Annotated in this window: 10 protein-coding genes and 2 pseudogenes; 6 read left to right on the top strand and 6 right to left on the bottom strand. The window is 39.5% G+C overall.

Going from position 1 to position 18,084, the window contains the following annotated elements; genetic code table 11:
* Nucleotides 1-170: 170 nt before the first annotated feature.
* Nucleotides 171-518: a hypothetical protein gene (locus BN67_RS04245; protein ID WP_019222900.1), complete on the top strand. Its 348-nt coding sequence runs from the start codon at nucleotides 171-173 to the stop codon at nucleotides 516-518.
* 512 nt (nucleotides 519-1,030) lie between these two features.
* Here BN67_RS04245 and acs read toward each other — a convergent pair.
* The 3 genes from acs to BN67_RS04220 form a co-directional block, all read right to left on the bottom strand.
* Nucleotides 1,031-2,974, bottom strand: coding sequence for an acetate--CoA ligase (gene acs, locus BN67_RS04240; protein ID WP_019222899.1), 1,944 nt, complete (start codon nucleotides 2,972-2,974; stop codon nucleotides 1,031-1,033).
* 2,065 nt (nucleotides 2,975-5,039) lie between these two features.
* The gene (locus tag BN67_RS12625; RefSeq protein ID WP_019222898.1) at nucleotides 5,040-5,324 is read right to left on the bottom strand and encodes a hypothetical protein; all 285 of its coding nucleotides are present in this window, start codon (nucleotides 5,322-5,324) and stop codon (nucleotides 5,040-5,042) included.
* A 1,561-nt stretch (nucleotides 5,325-6,885) separates the two neighbouring features.
* Nucleotides 6,886-7,572 (bottom strand): YggS family pyridoxal phosphate-dependent enzyme, encoded by a 687-nt coding sequence (locus BN67_RS04220; RefSeq protein ID WP_019222895.1) that lies wholly within the window; start codon nucleotides 7,570-7,572, stop codon nucleotides 6,886-6,888.
* 168 nt (nucleotides 7,573-7,740) lie between these two features.
* On the opposite strand from BN67_RS04220, the gene leuS reads away from it, so the two are divergent.
* The 3 genes and pseudogenes from leuS to BN67_RS04205 form a co-directional block, all read left to right on the top strand.
* Nucleotides 7,741-10,401 (top strand): leucine--tRNA ligase, encoded by a 2,661-nt coding sequence (gene leuS, locus BN67_RS04215; protein ID WP_019222894.1) that lies wholly within the window; start codon nucleotides 7,741-7,743, stop codon nucleotides 10,399-10,401.
* On the top strand, nucleotides 10,388-10,978 hold the full coding sequence (gene lptE, locus BN67_RS04210) for an LPS assembly lipoprotein LptE (protein WP_019222893.1): 591 nt from the start codon (nucleotides 10,388-10,390) through the stop codon (nucleotides 10,976-10,978). Before leuS ends, lptE begins: the two co-directional genes overlap by 14 nt.
* A 122-nt stretch (nucleotides 10,979-11,100) precedes the next feature.
* Nucleotides 11,101-11,415 (top strand): annotated as a pseudogene (locus BN67_RS04205) (hypothetical protein); the annotation flags it as partial.
* A gap of 91 nt (nucleotides 11,416-11,506) precedes the next feature.
* Here BN67_RS04205 and fsa read toward each other — a convergent pair.
* Nucleotides 11,507-12,160 carry a fructose-6-phosphate aldolase gene (gene fsa, locus BN67_RS04200; RefSeq protein WP_019222891.1) on the bottom strand — a complete coding sequence of 218 codons (654 nt, stop codon included), beginning with the start codon at nucleotides 12,158-12,160 and terminating at the stop codon, nucleotides 11,507-11,509.
* A 162-nt stretch (nucleotides 12,161-12,322) separates the two neighbouring features.
* Between fsa and BN67_RS13535 the strand changes: the two are divergent.
* Nucleotides 12,323-12,695: pseudogene (locus BN67_RS13535) on the top strand (recombinase family protein); the annotation flags it as partial.
* 155 nt (nucleotides 12,696-12,850) lie between these two features.
* On the opposite strand, the gene BN67_RS04195 reads toward BN67_RS13535, so the two are convergent.
* Together BN67_RS04195 and BN67_RS04190 are read right to left on the bottom strand one after the other, a co-directional pair.
* Nucleotides 12,851-13,207 carry a helix-turn-helix domain-containing protein gene (locus tag BN67_RS04195; RefSeq protein ID WP_019222889.1) on the bottom strand — a complete coding sequence of 119 codons (357 nt, stop codon included), beginning with the start codon at nucleotides 13,205-13,207 and terminating at the stop codon, nucleotides 12,851-12,853.
* A 782-nt stretch (nucleotides 13,208-13,989) separates the two neighbouring features.
* A complete protein-coding gene (locus tag BN67_RS04190; protein ID WP_019222888.1) occupies nucleotides 13,990-14,361 on the bottom strand; it encodes a helix-turn-helix domain-containing protein in 372 nt (123 codons plus the stop codon).
* A gap of 1,511 nt (nucleotides 14,362-15,872) precedes the next feature.
* Between BN67_RS04190 and BN67_RS04175 the strand changes: the two genes are divergently transcribed.
* Nucleotides 15,873-18,083, top strand: a complete 2,211-nt coding sequence (locus BN67_RS04175; RefSeq protein ID WP_019222884.1) for a primosomal protein N' — start codon at nucleotides 15,873-15,875, stop codon at nucleotides 18,081-18,083.
* Nucleotide 18,084 lies beyond the last annotated feature (1 nt).

The following is an 18,084-nucleotide window of genomic DNA, read 5'->3' as shown; positions in this document are numbered from 1 at the left end:
TAGAGGTAAAAGCGGTTAAGGTGTAAACAAGATTATCTAACTGGCATAAAGAGACTTCTCATGAACGTTATTCGTGCAAAAGTCTCTAAAGCAATGTCTTTAAAATCTCTTTAAGATAATGAAGATGGCACATTGCTTCACGCTTTTGTTTTTCACGTTTTTTAACGGAGTTGGGACTTTCACGCAAAACAGAACACCATTGTGTTGGTTATGCGTACGCTTGTTTTGTTGCATGGTCACGAGTTTTTTTGAAAGAGACTTCGCTTCGGGCTTGCAAGCTTATTTCACAGCGGTGTTTTCGTGAATTTTATAATGATAAAGCCAAAGCCATGAATGATAAAGCTATTGCGCACGATTCTCTTTATGTTTATGTGGCTTTATGTTTATGTGGGTATAACTTTAACCCTTATGCAGGGAAACGTCGGCACTATCACTGCCGTGTATTAGCTGATGTTTATACAGCCTTTTGTTACATTGTATATTTATCGGCTCATGGTGTTGCGACAGCCTTTGCATGAAGGTGGTTAGAAGTCTTTTGCAAGGCGGTACATGAAAGATCTTTTTCCTCTCGTTTTTATCCGCATGTCAATCTTGCGGATAGTGTATAAGCTAAGTGAACAAATTTCTTCAACATAAGGAAGTTTGAAAGGGGAGAAGCTTATAAAGGCAGTATTTGGGGTTGTGATTTAAGATGAATAATGAAAATATTCATTATAAATCAATATATTATCAAAAATAAAAGTGCTACAAGACCAACACTCAAACAACAACCTAGATTCCCCCTTAACACCCATTCTTGTATGGAATACCTCACGTCTCCAAACTGTTTGAATCCTCCATTCGCTTTCAAGCCAAAAAGTGCATTTCCTAAAGCTTAACTCCGTAGGCTCTCAAAAGCAGACGGAATATTGTAAGCGGGTAAAGAGAATAATATTTCCAGTTTGTGTCCTTAAAGATAACTTTAACGCAAATACTGCAATTGCATAAAGGCTAAAGTTATCCCTTGGTTTTCCGTTAATGCGTCGCTTCTTTAATTTTGACGATTGGCAATAAGATCATCAACAACTTGTGGTTCGGCAAGGGTTGAAGTATCTCCTAGATCGTTGAAATTATTTTCAGCAATTTTTCGTAAAATACGTCTCATAATTTTTCCCGATCGCGTTTTTGGTAGGTCAGGGGCGAACTGAACTTTATCCAATATGGCAATGACTCCAATTTCGTTGCGGACATGATCAATAAGCTCTTTCTGTAACTCTTCACTTGGAGTTGTTCCTTCCATTAAAGTGATGAAACTGTAAATTCCTTGTCCTTTAATGGGGTGTGGATAACCCACAATAGCAGCTTCTGAAACAGCTGGATGAGCAACAAGGACTGATTCAATTTCAGCTGTTCCTAACCGATGTCCAGAGACATTGAGAATGTCATCAACTCGTCCTGTAATCCAATAATAGCCATCACTGTCGCGTTTACAGCCATCGCCTGAAAAATACTTTCCTTTGTAGACAGAAAAATAGGTTTCAATAAAGCGCTCATGATTATTGTAGAGGGTTCGCATTTGACCAGGCCATGAGCCTGCGATGCAAAGATTGCCTTCCGCTTCTCCTTCCAAAATATTGCCTTTGTCATCAACGATTTGGGGGTGCACACCAAAAAAAGGCCGTGTTGCTGATCCTGCTTTGAGGGGTGTTGCACCAGGAAGAGGTGTAATCATATACCCTCCTGTTTCTGTTTGCCACCATGTATCAAGAATAGGACAGCGACTATTGCCAACCGTATGATAAAACCATTCCCATGCTTCTGGATTAATCGGTTCTCCCACGCTGCCTAAAAGACGCAGCGAGGTTCTTTTAGAGTTCTCGACAAATGAATTTCCCGCTCCCATTAATGCGCGAATAGCCGTTGGTGCGGTGTAGAGCGTATTCACTTGATGCTTATCGACAATTTTCCAAAATCGGCTTTGGTCAGGAAAATTGGGTGTACCTTCAAACATTAAAGTGGTCGCACCATTGCATAAAGGACCATATACTAAGTAAGAATGCCCGGTAATCCAGCCAATATCAGCAGTACACCAGTAAACTTCACCAATATGATAGTCAAAAACATATTGATGTGTCATCGAAGCATAAACAAGATAACCAGCTGTTGTATGCAAAATGCCTTTAGGTTTTCCTGTTGAGCCCGAGGTGTACAGAATAAAAAGAGGATCTTCAGCATTCATCTTTTCTACTGGGCAATCTGGGCTGGCATCAGAGACTTCGTCATGGTACCAAAAATCACGTCTCTCTTCCCAATGAATTGTTCCATTGGTCCGTCGTATAACCATGACTTTATTGACTTGAACATTCTGTTTAGCCGCGATGTCAATCGCATGATCAACAGTGTCTTTTAGATTGATCACTTTTTTGCCACGAAAACCTTTATCTGCGGTAATGACAAAGCTTGATTGGCAATCAACAATGCGTCCTGCTATTGCTTCAGCAGAAAAACCAGCAAAAATAACCGAATGAATGGCACCAATGCGGGCACAGGCGAGCATGGCATAGGCGGCTTCAGGAATCATAGGTAAGTAAATGGTAACTTTGTCACCTTTTTTTATACCGTGCTTTTTTAAAATATTGGCAAAACGGCACACATGTTCATAAAGTTCATGATAGGTTATTTTTTTATCATGATAAGGATTATTGCCTTCCCAAATCAATGCAACTTGATCACCACGGTCTTTTAAATGGCGATCAATGCAGTTATAGGCAACATTGGTTATTCCATCCTCGTACCATCGGATCGATACATTATCATGAAAGGAAGCATTTTTTACTTTTGTATAAGGTTTAAACCATTCAATACGTTGACCATGTGTTGCCCAAAAGCTTTCTGGATCATTGATACTCTCTTTATACCATTGTTGATAGGTTTCTTCGTCAATCAAAGCATGTTTTTTGATATGATCTGGTACTGGATAGATTTTTTCAGACATTCGTTCCCTCTCTTTTGTTGTTTGGGAAAGTCCGCTCTTATGTTCTTGTGTTTATTAAACAGAATTTCCGCGTGGACTTTTTGTTGAAAGAAAAGCCTCATTTGTAGAGTAGACTAGATTACAGGCATTTGTGCAATCAATTTTTGAAAATTAACGAGGTTATTTTTAAAAGGGGATTTTTATTGCGATCTTTTGCTGCTCAAACGGGGAGAGTAATTTTCACCATGCACCTTAAATTGTAAAAGCAGCTTAAGAGCTTTCTGATATATTTTGCTTTGGTTTGGTGAAAATGAACTTGTTCATGAGTCTCATATGAGAAATGAAATGGAATTGAAGTGAATGGGGTGGAAGGAACTGTAAAGCTGTTTTTGAAGAGAGAAAGGCGCAGAAGTCCTTCACGCAAAACAGAGCACCATTGCATAGTATATACTTGTTTTGTTGCATAGTTATGTGCTTGTTTTAAAGAGAACTCTTTTCGTGCTTGCAAGCCTATTTCACGGCAGGGTTTTCGTGAATTGTATAACGATAAAGCCAAAACCATGAATGATAAAGCTATTGCGCACTGCTGTCTTTCATGTTTTATGGGGCTTTATGTTTATGTGGGTATAACTTTACAATTATGAAGAGATAAGTTGGCACCATCATTTTCGTGTACGAGCTCATATTCATACAGCCTTTTGTTGCATTGTATATTTAGCAGCGTCATGGTGTTGCGATAACCCTTGCATGAAGGTGGTTAGAGGCTTTTTTCAAGGTGGTTTATGAGAGACATTTTTCCTCCTTTCTTCTCTCGTTGTATCCTCTTATGTCAACCGCGTCTATGACGTATAAGCCAAGTGGTTATCATTCATTCAGTATGAGAGGCGGTATGATAAGAGAATCTTACCGGTATTTGGGGTTATGATTCACGGTGAATAATGAAACTTATATCATTATAAATTCATGTGGTGGCAATGGATTCCAGTCATGCTACGCAGGATATATAGGCATGGGTTAAAGATTATCCTCAATCTATTTTGCGTACTGGCAGTGCTTTGGCTATGTTTTGCCCAAAAACGTTCTGAATCATTGGTATCTCCTGCTACCATTGTTGATAGATTTCTTCGTCCATCAAGGAATTTTTTTGATATGGTTTGGTACTGGATAGATTTTTTCAGTTATGTTTCTCTCTTTTAATTTATTGTTTGGAAAAATCAGCCATTGTGTTTTTATATTTGTGGCAGCGTTCCAAAAACTTTTCATTTTGAGATTATACTACATTTTGAGGTTAAACTAAATAACAAAAATTGGAGTAGTGAATTTTTAAAATCTGATATTTTGGTCTTCAAGAGAGTATTTTATGCTCATTTAGGATATTTAAATGCGGCAGAACCTATTGTAGCCAAGAGCTTTTTATAAAAGCATCAAGATGTTAAAAAATATCACATAAAATAGAAAAATGAAGAGGACTTCATAGGTGGTCAATTTGAATATTTTTTGTAGGCACGCGTTTTAAAAGAATAAATTTAATAAATATTAATATAAGCCAAAATATCTAAACAAACTGTCTATAATCAATAGCGCAACTCCTCCTGATAATGATGCAATGATAGCTAATTTCCAACTTATCCCATAGAATACTCTAATAGTAGGAACATATAGAGAGACAAACACAATAAGCACGCAAAGCATTCTTATGATTTCATAATGAACATTTATTATAACAAAGCCCTAGTTGTAATCTAAGCCAAAATATCTACGCGAAAAATCAGAAAGAAAGGGTATAATAACTGCCGATAATGCTACTATAATAGAGGCCCTCCAATCCTTACTAATGAATATTTTAAAAAGAATGGCAACTATAGGAGTAATTATAATGAGCTTGAAAAACAATCTTACAATTTCATCGTGAATATCCATTATAATAAAATCCTAATTACAGTATATGATACGAATAGATATCTCTGAAAATTATTTTATCCATAAGTCTGAGAAAGTTGTTTGGTGTATTTTTTCGAATATTTTTACATAATTACTCATTTCAGAGATATCATTGTAGGTATTCTCTATGGATTAGAACCAACATTTACGAGCTTTCCCTATAAAGCCCCCAACGGCACCTCCTATGAATCCCATTGTCAAACCTCTCACCCCGCTCCCCTAAAAATGCACCTGCTGGTCCTCTAGTTATAGTACCTGAAAGTGCTCCGGTTAGTCCCAATCCAGCGCCTGCTTGAAGGCCTTGAAAACTCATCTCAGAAGTAAAATCGTTAAAGCCATATGCATTTCTATGAGTAGGTCTTGAATTGTGCGAATGACAAAAAGAATGACTTGTAGCCCTATGACCAAATGTCTTGAATGAACCGAACATATTAATCCCCCCCTTGAACTATCTACATTATGGTTATCACGCATTTTAGAATAGTGTCAAACATATTTTAAAAATGGAAATAAAAATAATTTGATAAATAATGAAATACATTATTTTGTATATGAAACCTTTTAATAATGTAAGAATATTACTTATTTTATTCTCAATGATAATATCCTATTTTTCTTCATTAAAGCTTGAAATGAGAAGAATTTTGCATCTGAAAAATTGGTATTTTTTTAATTTGCAAGCATAACAAGGGAATATATTTAGCATTGAACTGAGTTGTGTTGTTATTGTTTGTACGCATGAATTGAGCTTTATACTTTTTGTGATTGTTGTGTGCATCTTGCCCTTTTCAGGGTGTAGAAAACCTCTATGTTACCATTTGTTTATGATTGCTATCATGATGTTTAGAATGGTTTTCTCTGTTCACTTCGGCATTTGAAGTACTTATTGTGCCCAAGGGACTTACACGAGAAGTGAAGTGCCGTATTGATAACCATAAGCCTTTTTCTTTTTTGCTTTATGTCACTGCTAAGTGGTAGACGTATTGGATAAGTTGAGAAAATTCGTGTTTTTAAATGGAAATCATTGTGATAAGCGTGCTGAATATTCTTTTGGGATTATTGATTTCACGACAGTTTTTTTATTCATGCGCACGCCTCTATATTTTTATTATTTTGCTTTGAGATGTCTATCCAGGATTTCTTTTTTGCGGCGCTTTTGGTGGAATGGTGATGAGAGAGGGGGGAGGTAGAAGACTAAAGTGCGAGAATATGAAAGCCAAATTTCAGGGCTCTTTTGAAGTCATTATACGTATTGGGTATGTGCTGGTGAGAAGTTTTGGAAATCAGCTTTTTGTTCATGGGATGAAAGAAAGATGGGCATTTTTTCTGCGAGAGTTGCTTTTTTATTGATAGTGAGTGGAATATTTTTTCTCATTTCTGTTATTTTTGGTTTATTCGTAGAGTTTTCAATGGGAATTTATATGAAGGGAAATTGCTCTACACAAGGCATTTTCTAAATATAGCAGAGCCAAAGTCATTCACGATAGAGCTATTGAGCACCACTGTTTTTACTTACACAAGTTTACTTACATAAGGGACAAGACAGTACCATTATTGTTGTGTACCAGTGCATGTGCATACAGCCTTTTATTGCGTTATATTTAAAAGCTCATAGTGTTGCGATATCCTTGGCATAAGGGTATAGTTCATCAGAGGCATTTTTTTCTTTTCTCTCTCGTTTTATTCTTTATATGCCAACCACACCTATGACATACACAAGTGATTTAAATTGTTTCAATATTAGAGGAAGTTTGATGAGAGAATTTTCCAATATTTGGAATGATGATTCACGGTAAATAATGAAATGACACTTATAGTGTTATCAATAAATGTATTGAAGGATTATGCTTTAATCCTTGAAAGATATGGTGCTTTGAGGCTTTCTAAATTGGTAAGATTATAACTATGGGATAGAGCTATGCAACAAGGTGCTCAAGGCGCGTTTTTGCTATTTTTGTTATATCATTACGCTTTTTTAGCAAGGTGAGAGCTTAAAGGCGTTTTCCAAATATAGCAGAACCAATGCGAAGAACATTAGAGCCAAATTGAAGAGCTGTTTCAAAGTCATTAGACATGCCCATGGAAAGCTTTGGAAGCTTAGTTTGTTTTGCCAGTTTTGCTAAAAGGGCAAAATAAGGACCGGGGTTTTTTTCTACAGGGGGAATGCCCATAAGACCGATGATATCAAGTCCATAATTGTTTTTGCATTGTGCAACAAAAGGGATTACTTCTTGCGGTGCAATACCGCTTTTTTGGGGTTCTAAGCCAATATTGACCTGAACATAGCAGGGAAGATGTTTTTTTTGTTTTTGCATTTCTTCGGCTAAGCTTTTGGCTATTTTTTCGCGATCGACCGTTTGAATAATGTCAAAAATTTTGACAGCTTCTGCTATTTTGTTCGATTGTAAAGGTCCTATAAGATGAAGTTCAATATTTTGAAACTGTTGACGCAAATCAGTCCATTTTTTTGCGGCTTCTTGCACGCGGTTTTCGGCAAAAAGAGACTGACCTGCTTGTAAAAGAGGGCGTATATTTTCCACAGAGACAGTCTTTGAGACGGCAATCAGTTGAACTTCTTCCACGGGGCGCTCATAGTCTTTACATATTCTCGCAATGTCTTTTTTGAGATCATGCCATGCTGTAACGGAAGAGATATCAGGGGTAGAGTGTGTGTTCATCTTTTTGTGCTTTCTGTTTTTATTCAAGAATTGAACTGTTATTTGTAAAAACTTTGTAAAATATTGACTGAAAATGTTGACGCTGATGTTAATCCGTGGTCAAGCATAAATATGGTGAAGTATAAAACAAGTTTTTTGGTTCAATTTTATTAAAAGAGTATAATGAGAATGACAATTGAACGTTATCATTTAGGCGAACGCTATAATCCACGTGCCCGCGAACAAAAATGGCAAGAAATTTGGGATGAAAAGAAAATTTTTCAGACCGTGCAAGAAGATCAGCGTGAAAAATATTATGTTTTAGAAATGTTTCCTTACCCTTCTGGACGCATTCATATGGGGCATGTGCGCAATTACGCCATGGGCGATGTTGTGGCACGCTATAAACGCGCGAAAGGGTTTAATGTGCTCCACCCTATGGGGTGGGATGCTTTTGGTATGCCTGCTGAAAATGCGGCTATGCAAAATAAAGTGCACCCCAAAACATGGACCTATCAAAATATTGCAGTGATGCGCGGGCAGTTAAAGCAATTGGGACTCTCAATAGATTGGACTCGGGAATTTGCCACGTGTGATGTTGCCTATTATCATCGCCAACAAATGCTGTTTCTTGATTTCTATCAAAAGGGGCTGGTTGCGCGGAAAGTGGCTAAGGTCAATTGGGATCCGGTTGACCAAACTGTTTTGGCAAATGAGCAAGTTGTTGATGGGCGGGGTTGGCGTTCTGGTGCATTGGTTGAACAGCGCGAATTGACGCAGTGGTTTTTTAAAATTAGTGATTTTAGTGAAGATTTACTGGCAGGGCTTGAAGAGCTTGAACAATGGCCAGAAAAAGTGCGTACGATGCAAAAAAATTGGATTGGTAAGTCACAAGGCTTATTGATTCGTTGGGCTTTGAAATTGGCAGAGAGAAGTGAGGCGCCTGAGGATTTTGGAGAGCTTTGTGAGGAGTTTAACGAAGTTGTTTGTTATTCAACGCGGCCTGATACACTCTTTGGTGCTTCTTTTTTAGCGCTGTCTGTCGATCATCCTCTTGCGCAAGCTCTTGCACAACAAGATAAGGCGCTTGGACGTTTTATCGAAAACTGTCGGTCTGGTGGCACAACAACAGCAGCACTTGAAACGGCTGAAAAACAAGGGTTCCTTACACCTTTTCTAGCTATTCATCCCTTTGATCCGACAGTGCATATTCCCGTTTATATTGCCAATTTTGTGCTTATGGACTATGGAACTGGGGTGGTTTTTGGATGTCCTGCTCATGATCAAAGAGATTTGGATTTTGCACGTAAATATGGCCTTCCTGTGCATCCTGTGGTTTTGCCAAAAGGGGTTGAGAGAGAAGATTGTGTGATTGCTGAAACGGCTTATACGGGTGATGGTGTGATGGTCAATTCCAAATTTTTGGATGGTCTCACACCACAAGAAGCTTTTGAGGTCGCTGCCGAAAAACTTGAAGGGCAGATGCTTTATGGTCAACCTCAAGGGAAAAAAACCGTGCAATTTCGATTGCGTGATTGGGGGATTTCACGCCAACGTTATTGGGGCTGTCCCATTCCGATGATCCACTGCACCTCTTGCGGGGTGGTTCCGGTGTCGCACGCTGATTTGCCGGTCGTGTTACCTGATGATGTGACTTTTGAACAACCAGGAAATCCTCTTGTGCGTCATGAAAAATGGCGCACTGTTACTTGTCCTGTCTGTGGTCAGCCTGCAAAACGTGAAACCGATACAATGGATACATTTGTTGATTCTTCTTGGTATTATGCGCGTTTTACTGCGCCTTTCGCACAAGAACCTGTTGACAAACGAGCGATAGTTGAATGGTTGCCTGTGCAACAATATATTGGGGGCATTGAGCATGCGATTTTACACCTGCTTTATGCGCGCTTTTTTATGCGTGCCATGAAAATGGTGGGCTATGGGACTGTGGATGAGCCATTTAAGGGGCTTTTTACCCAAGGGATGGTTGTTCATGAAACCTATCGAGATGATCAGGGCTGGGTTTCACCAGAAGAAATTGCAATTGTTGAAAAGGATGGAAAACGCCAGGCTTTTAAATTAACCGATCAAAGCGAAGTGACGATTGGTTTTATTGAAAAAATGTCAAAGTCAAAAAAGAATGTTATTGATCCTGATGATATTATTGCCTCCTATGGTGCTGATACTGTACGCTGGTTTGTGTTATCAGACTCTCCGCCTGAACGCGATGTCATCTGGACAGAGTCTGGTGTTGAAGGGGCGCATCGTTTTGTGCAGCGCGTTTGGCGGTGTGTAGCTGTAAGTTCTCCTGTCTTACGAGACGTATCTCCTTGTACTGGACGTCAAGGTGCGGCTTTGGAACTTTCAAAAACAGTACATCGAATGCTCCAGGCTGTGGAAGATGATTTAGAAAAATTTGCCTTTAATCGGGCCATTGCGCGTCTTTATGAGTTCCTGAATGTTATGGCGCCCTTTCTCAATAAGGTGCAAAATGTTGAGGATGAAATGAAAGCAGCTTTGCGTCAGGCGATGGATTTCTTCCTTGCGATGATTGCTCCTATTATGCCGCATTTGGCTGAAGAATGCCATGCTTCTTTAGGAGGAAAGTCTTTGATCTGCGAACTTCCTTGGCCTGTTTATGATCCTGCATTAACCATTGAAGAGTGCTATAGTTTGCCGGTACAGATTAATGGGAAAAAGCGTGGTGAGGTGACTGTTACCGCAACGGCCAGTGATGCAATGATTAAAGAGGCTGTTCTGGCTCTTGATTTTGTCCAGGCGCATTTGGGCGAAAAAACTGTTAAAAAAATGATTATTGTTCCACAAAGGATTGTAAATGTCGTTCTTTAAAAGTTTTACTCTTGTGATTTTCGCTGCTTTGCTCACACTTTTGTGTGGGTGCAAGGTGGAGCCGCTTTACCGTCAGGTGTCGCCGATTTCGACAACAATAGATTCTATCGATTCTGTTTCTGAGAACCGGTCTTTAGGAAAAAAATCTTTAGGACTTTCTCAAAAGCTTACTTCCATTATCGTTACAGAACCTGAAGATCGTTTTGGGCAAATGGTACGCAATCATTTGCTGTTTCTTCTTTATGGAGATGGGAGAAAACCTTCTGCTCCAGCCTATCAATTGGTATTGCAGACATCTTTCTTTACACGCACATCTGTGCGGATAGAGTTTGATCGTTCTCGAAAAAAGGAGGGGCGCGATTCTGTTGGAACTGTGGTGGGGACAGCTTCCTACATTCTGCAAGATATGAAAAATGTTCCCGTTGCCAAAGGGACGAGAACTTTGCGTGCCTCTTTTGAACGTCTTCGTCAGGAGTATGCAACAATGCAAGCAGAAGAGGACGCGCAAAAACGTGTTGCCGAAGAGTTGGCAGAACAGCTTTTCATGTTGCTTTCCAAAGACCTTGTAAAAAATTAGGGTTGATTTTGCAAAGCATGGGGGGGAGCTTACAAAATGTGAGGAGTATTTTATGTTGGAGGGGGGGGTGATGTTAGGGGGCTTGCAAAAGATTAAGTAATATCTTGCTCGGTTTTTTCCAGTCATCTCCATCCTATCAATTGATTTTCCAGACATCTTTCTTTACACGTACATCTATGCGGATAGAGTTTGATCGTTTTCAAAAAAGGGAGGGGCGCGGTTCTGTTGGAACTGTGGTGGGGACAGCTTCCTACATTCTGCAAGATATGAAAAATGTTCCCGTTGCCAAAGGGACGAGAACTTTGCGTGCCTCTTTTGAACGTCTTCGTCAGGAGTATGCAACAATGCAAGCAGAAGAGGGCGCACAAAAACGTGTTGCCGAAGAGTTGGCAGAACAGCTTTTCATGTTGCTTTCCAAAGATCTTGTAAAAAATTAGGGTTGATTTTGCAAAGTATGGGGGGACCTTACAAAATGTGATGAGTATTTTATGTTGGAGGGGGGGGTGATGTTAGGGGGCTTGCAAAAGATTAAGCAATATTTTGCCCAGTTTTTTTCCAGTCATCGTGGAAGATTTGTAAACCTTTCTCGGTAAGAGGGTGTTTAACCAGGGCTTTGAGAACTGTTGGTGGCACCGTTGCAACATCTGCGCCGCTAAGAGCGGCTTCTTTGACATGGTTAACGGTACGGATTGAAGCTGCCAAAATCTGCGTTTCAAAGTTATAATTGTCATAAATTGTGCGAATTTCATGAAGTAATTCACAGCCATTACTTCCGCAATCGTCGATTCTGCCAACAAAGGGTGAAACAAATGTTGCGCCTGCTTTGGCGGCAAGTAAGGCTTGATTGGCAGAAAAACAAAGTGTGAGATTGGTTTTTAATCCTTGTGCTGTAAGCGCTTTACAAGCTTTTAAGCCATCGAGTGTTAAGGGAAGTTTGATGCAAATATTGTCGGCAATTTTTGCTAAAATAGCTGCTTCTTTCATCATGTCTTCAAATTCTGTTGCTGCAACTTCGGCAGAAACAGGCCCATCAACGAGGGTGCAAATTTCCTTTGTAACGTCAAAAATATTGCGTCCTGATTTTAGAATGAGAGAAGGGTTAGTGGTCACACCATCAACGAGGCTTAGATTTTGTAATTCTCGGATCTCTTCAATATGGGCGCTATCTACAAAAAACTTCATCTCTTGTCTCCTTATACTGAGCGTATTTTGTTCTATACGGGTTTGCGTTCTTTTCTGCAAAGCTTTTTGTTTTTCTTATGCCTCATTGTTTCTTAATAAAAGCAAGAGGAACAATTCATATCATCTATGATTGGTTGAAAAATGATAAATCAATGGCAGCTTTCTTCTCTTGTTGCTTCAGAAATTTTAAAAGCTGCTCGTGAACGTGGTTGAATTGTGCATGTGACAAACAAAATCTTATATCATGGATGGGAGTTTACAAAGTGATATCATAGCAACTGTACTCGGTATGGTAGTACAAATTGAGAGGCATTTCATTCAAACACGCACAAAAGAGGCATTAAGCGCTGCGCGTCAACGAGAAATAAAACTAGGGCCTCCAACACATTAATGAGGTGCAAGCATTCATCAATCTTGGTTTGTCACAGAGCCGTATTGCTAAGACATGAGGAGTTTGTGTGAGATCTTGCGTTTATTTATTGAACGCAAAAATATCAAGCCTACAAAAACTAAGCTACCTATTTTACGATGCTAAATGGGTAGTCATTGCTCCATGAAGTGATGTATTGAGAGACAACAGATAATAATATTTATTATGTATATATGTAATAAATATTTAGATAATTTATAACAAAAGCGCTTATTTATCAAATATTTAAAGAGTCACATATTATTTTAATCCCTTTCTTTCTATTCAGAAGTCAAATACAATATTGCTTTCTGTTTTTTAGGGGAAAGTTGTCTAAAACTTTTTAAAAGTAAGTATTCTTCTTTACTGGAAATTCCTTCATCACAAGGGTATGAAACGTTCTTTTTTTGTGTAATATCGGTATAAAAATAAGAAATATCAACATCTAATATATTCGCAATTTCTTGTAAACGTCCAGCTGCTACACGGTTTATGCCCTTTTCATATTTTTGAATTTGTTGAAAGCTTACACCTAACTGTCTTCCCAATTGTTTTTGAGAAATTTTCATGAAGTTTCTTCTGAAGCGAATTTTTTTACCCACAGAAATATCGTTAGGATGTGGCTTTTTATCTTGCACTTCGCATCCCCCCTACCAGGTGCGAGCGCCCTCGCATAAGTATTCCGGGAGGTTGAAAATACTGAACTCGAATCAGCTTTTTTGCTTTTAGTGCGTCGATACACCTGGACATAGCAAAAACTCCCGGAACTCCGGGACACCCGCAAAGCGGGGCAAATTTATGTACGAGTTTTCGGGTTTTCAACTCCCTATTTGACCGTTGCGTGGACGATCAAAAACACAAGCCTATCAGTAAAGTAATTTCAGAGGATTGGCAAGAAAATTTGTTTTTTAATGAGAGTTGTATTTTTAAATGAGAGGATACCACCTCTTAAACTTTTCGTATGCTTACAAAAGTTATGAGATCAGACTCGCGTTTGTTGAGAGGACGAACAAGCTTTGGTTATAAAAGTCAAGGAAACCCTTACAGGGCGCTTAACAGTGTTCTTGACGATATCCCCCATAGCGGCTGTGTTTTATCCTCCTCACACGGCTTAGAAATCATGATTAAAGGCTTATAGGGGGCATAAGTAGAAAAGTTGCTAAAATATAGGTATTTTATGAGATAACTATTTGAATATATTATAAAAAATATAATAAAACAGTTGACAATAAATGGGTGTCTTGTTCTATAAATATTAGCTATCTTTTAGACTTTTAAGTCATCGTGAATAAAATAAACGTGTCATATAGCTTAAAGCGTTCATAGAGATAATATGGGAAGGGGGAATGAACACGCTATTTCTTTTGCAGATATTCGCTGACTCATGAGGAAAGGAGTTTTGCTGATTTCTCGTTTTGCGTTAACAGATCGATTGCTCATCAGAAGTCAACCACAAAATTGCTTTCTGTTTTTTAGGGGGGAGTTGTCTAAAACCTTTTAAAAGTAAGTATTCTTCTTTACTGGAAATTCCTTCATCACAAGGGTATGAAACGTTCTTTTTTTGTGTAATATCAGTATAAAAATAAGAAATATCAACATCTAGTATATTCGCAATTTCCTGCAAACGTCCAGTTGCTACACGGTTTATGCCCTTTTCATATTTTTGAATTTGTTGAAAGCTTACACCTAACTTTCTTCCCAATTGTTTTTGAGAAATTCTCATGAAGTTTCTTCTGAAGCGAATTTTTTTACCCACAGAAATATCGTTAGGATGTGGCTTTTTATCTTGCACTTCGCATCTCCCCTACCAGGTGCGAGCGCCCTCGCATAAGTATTCCGGGAGCTTGAAAGTACTGAACTCTAATCAGCTTTTTTTGCTTTTAGTGCGTTGACACACCTGGACATAGCAAAAACTCCCGGAACTCCGGGACACCCACAAAATGGAGTAAATTCATGTTTAGAGCTTTGGGCTTTCAAGACCCTCTTGGTCGTTGCGTATGCGACCAAAACACTTTTTAACTCATAAAGTAATTTTAGAGGATTGGCAAGAAAATTTGTTTTTTAATGAGAGTTGTATTTTTAAATGAGAGGATACCACCTCTTAAACTTTTCGTATGCTTACAAAAGTTATGAGATCAGACCCACGTTTGTTGAGAGGACGAACAAGCCTTGGTTATAAAGGATCAAGAAAACCCTTACAGGGCGCCTAACAGCGTTCTTGACGATACTCCCCATAGCGGTTGTGTTTTGTCCGTCTCACACGGCTTAGAAATCATGATTAAAGGCTTATAGGGGGCATAAGTAGAAAAGTTGCTAAAATATAGGTATTTTATGAGATAACTATTTGAATATATTATAAAAAATATAATAAAACAGTTGACAATAAATGGGTGTCTTGTTCTATAAATATTCGCTATCTTTTATGACTTTTAAGTCATCGTGAATAAAATAAACGTATCATATAGCTTAAAGCGTTCATAGAGATAAATATGGGAGGGGGGGGAATGGATACGCTATCTGCTCATAAATTAAGAGACAGAAGAGAAAACTCCAGTTGTCAAACATCCTATTTTCATCACTATAATGCACATAGTTATGTGTATAGTTCGTAAAATATTGAAAATATGTCTTTTTTCTTTATGTTTATTCGTAAACCGGTTCTTAGTTTTAACACAATTTATGGGAGGGGGCTTTATGAGTGTTATTCATGTTTTTTGGGATATATAATGGATGCAGAGCTCTATGAACTCAAAACAGCAATGGTTATTGGTTAGATAATTTTTATATTTCTCAGTTTAGCTGTCAATTGGGGGTATGATTCTTTACCTATTGCGTTTAGTGCCTCCTGATTATGAGCTTATACTTTTCCAATAATGATGAGAATTATCAATGTTTTTCATGGCAGTTCTCGGGCTTGTAAAATAAAGAAGCTGTTTTAAAAAATAATGAACATTTTTTGTATCTTGTAACGTTACACGTTATATGAATTTAGGATTTGAACATAAAGGGCTTGAAGCTTTCTATCATACTGGAATATTGGTACAGCTAAAGGGTTTAGAAGTGTTTATGCTCAAAAATTGAGGCGTATTCTAGATGCTCTTGAAGTGCCTATATCAGCAAATGATTTAAATTTTCTATCTTTTCGATTATATCCTCTCAAAGGCGATCTCAAGGGGCTTTGTACGATTATTGGTGAGGCTGTAATGATAAATGACACCGAGGATTTTTCTCTATGCTCTAATAAAGATAAAATAATATCGTTCAAAAAACCTGTATAAAGTTGGTAAAAAGATGACGTCAAAGATGACAGAGAGCATGAGAGAGAGAAAGATTGTTTCGGTTTTGGTGTCTCTTCCTGTTGCGCAGGCTTATAGTTATGAGGTTCCGGTGGGTATGGAGGTTGACGTTGGTTCTTTTGTGCGTGTTCCGGTGATGGGGCGTGAAGTTTGTGGTATTGTGGTGGAGGTTGAAGAGCAGAGCGTAAAGGATGGGCAAGGGGCTGTCTCTTTGGCGGGTAAAAAATTACGCTTTCTCCTTCATGTTTTTGATTGCCCGCCGTTAAAAGCGGAAATGATCGCTTTCTTACGTTTCGTTGGTCGGTATACGATGACTCCTTTTGGTCTTATGGCACGGTTGGTTTTATGTGTGCCGGCTGCTTTAGATCCAGAAGGACAGATGCCTGGTTTGCAATATTGTGGGGGTGATGTGGTACGTCTCACACCCGCGCGATCACAGGTTTTGGAATTGGCACGTGCTGGTGGCGTTTGGACACGTTCTGGTCTTGCCCATGCGGCAGGTGTTTCTGTGGGGGTTGTTGAAGGCTTAAAATCCCTTGGAGTTTTTGAAGAGGTTATGGTGCCTGCACCTGCTCTTGTGGCAATGCCTAATCCTGATTTTTGTCCGCCTGTGTTGCAGGGTGCACAAAACGAAGCAGCGCAGCTTTTGCGGGAAGGTGTTTTGTCTTCTCAGTTTCAAGTTTTTCTGCTGGATGGTGTGACCGGGTCAGGAAAGACGGAAGTTTATTTTGAAGCGGTTGCCCAAGCGCTCACAAATGGCAAGCAGGTTTTGATTTTATTGCCGGAAATTGCTTTAACACAACAATTCTTAGATCGGTTTCATGCACGTTTTGGCGCTGACGCGGCGGAATGGCATTCAGATTTGTCACCGCGTCGTCGAGAGCGTGTGTGGAGGCAGGTTGCAGAAGGGCGGGTCCGGGTTGTGGCGGGGGCGCGTTCGGCGCTTTTTCTTCCCTTTCATGATTTGGGTCTCATCGTTGTTGATGAAGAGCATGATGGTGCTTATAAACAAGAAGAACGCATTTTTTATCATGCACGCGATATGGCTGTTGCACGGGGCTCTTTCGAGCATTTTCCGGTTATTTTATCTTCAGCAACACCGTCGATTGAAAGTCAGGCAAATGTTTTGTCGGGACGTTATCAACGACTCTCTTTACCATCGCGTTTTAAAGCGGTTGCACTTCCACAGTTGCGGGTGGTTGATATGCGTAAGGGGGGGGTGCCAAGGGGACGTTTTATTTCCTCTGCTCTTGAAGCGGCTTTAAAACAAACGCTTGAGAAAGGGGAACAAGCACTGCTTTTCCTCAATCGACGTGGTTATGCACCTTTGACTTTATGTCGTGTTTGTGGGCATCGATTTCATTGTAGAAATTGTTCTAGTTGGTTGGTGGAACATCGTTCACAAGGGCAACTTAAATGTCATCATTGCGGTTATCATCAACCAATTCCAGAAGCGTGTCCTGAATGCGGGACTTTAGATCATCTTGTGGCTTGTGGACCAGGTGTGGAAAGAATTGCTGAAGAAACCCGGGCGCTTTTCCCGCAGGCACGCTTACTGGTTCTCTCTACGGATCTTAAAGGTGGGATTGGTCAATTACGGAGCGAGCTAAAATCCATTGAAGATGGTGAGGTGGACGTTATTATTGGCACGCAGTTGGTTGCTAAAGGACATCACTTTCCAGGACTTTCTTTGGTTGGAGTGATTGACGCAGATCTTGGTCTTGCCAATGGCGATTTACGGGCGGGTGAGCGCACCTTTCAACTCTTGTCTCAGGTAACTGGAAGAGCAGGGCGCATGGGGCTGGAAAGTTTAGGGCTCTTACAAACCTACCAACCCGATCACCCTGTCATACAAGCGTTGCTTTCAAGGAAACATGAGGATTTTTATACGCATGAGATTTCTATACGTCAACATTATCATCTTCCCCCTTATGGACGGCTTGCTTCTTTGATTATCTCTTCAGAAAACCGCCAAGCGGCAGAACAATATGCACGTGCATTGCGCCAAGTTGCACCACGAGAGAAAAATATCTCTGTTATGGGACCGGCAGAAGCGCCATTGGCTCTTGTGCGTGGACGTTATCGTTTTCGGCTTTTGCTCCAGGGACCGCGCTCTTTTGATATCCAAGGCTTTATTCGTGTAATGCTTTCGCATGCTGCTAAAATGCCCAGTTCCGTTCGGGTCCAGATTGATATTGATCCGCAAAGCTTTCTCTAAA

The organism is Bartonella rattaustraliani AUST/NH4, assembly GCF_000312565.1.
Taxonomy (GTDB): Bacteria; Pseudomonadota; Alphaproteobacteria; order Rhizobiales; family Rhizobiaceae; genus Bartonella; species Bartonella rattaustraliani.
The sequence above is the reverse complement of the archived record's forward strand: the minus strand, read 5'-3'. Positions and strand labels throughout refer to the sequence as shown.

What these genes read in the sequence shown, in the direction of transcription:
- acs (WP_019222899.1), bottom strand. Translation starts at nt 2,974, where the DNA reads ATGTCTGAAAAAATCTATCCAGTACCAGATCATATCAAAAAACATGCT.
- BN67_RS12625 (WP_019222898.1), bottom strand. Translation starts at nt 5,324, where the DNA reads ATGTTCGGTTCATTCAAGACATTTGGTCATAGGGCTACAAGTCATTCT.
- BN67_RS04220 (WP_019222895.1), bottom strand. Translation starts at nt 7,572, where the DNA reads ATGAACACACACTCTACCCCTGATATCTCTTCCGTTACAGCATGGCAT.
- leuS (WP_019222894.1), top strand. Translation starts at nt 7,741, where the DNA reads ATGACAATTGAACGTTATCATTTAGGCGAACGCTATAATCCACGTGCC.
- lptE (WP_019222893.1), top strand. Translation starts at nt 10,388, where the DNA reads ATGTCGTTCTTTAAAAGTTTTACTCTTGTGATTTTCGCTGCTTTGCTC.
- fsa (WP_019222891.1), bottom strand. Translation starts at nt 12,160, where the DNA reads ATGAAGTTTTTTGTAGATAGCGCCCATATTGAAGAGATCCGAGAATTA.
- BN67_RS04175 (WP_019222884.1), top strand. Translation starts at nt 15,873, where the DNA reads ATGACAGAGAGCATGAGAGAGAGAAAGATTGTTTCGGTTTTGGTGTCT.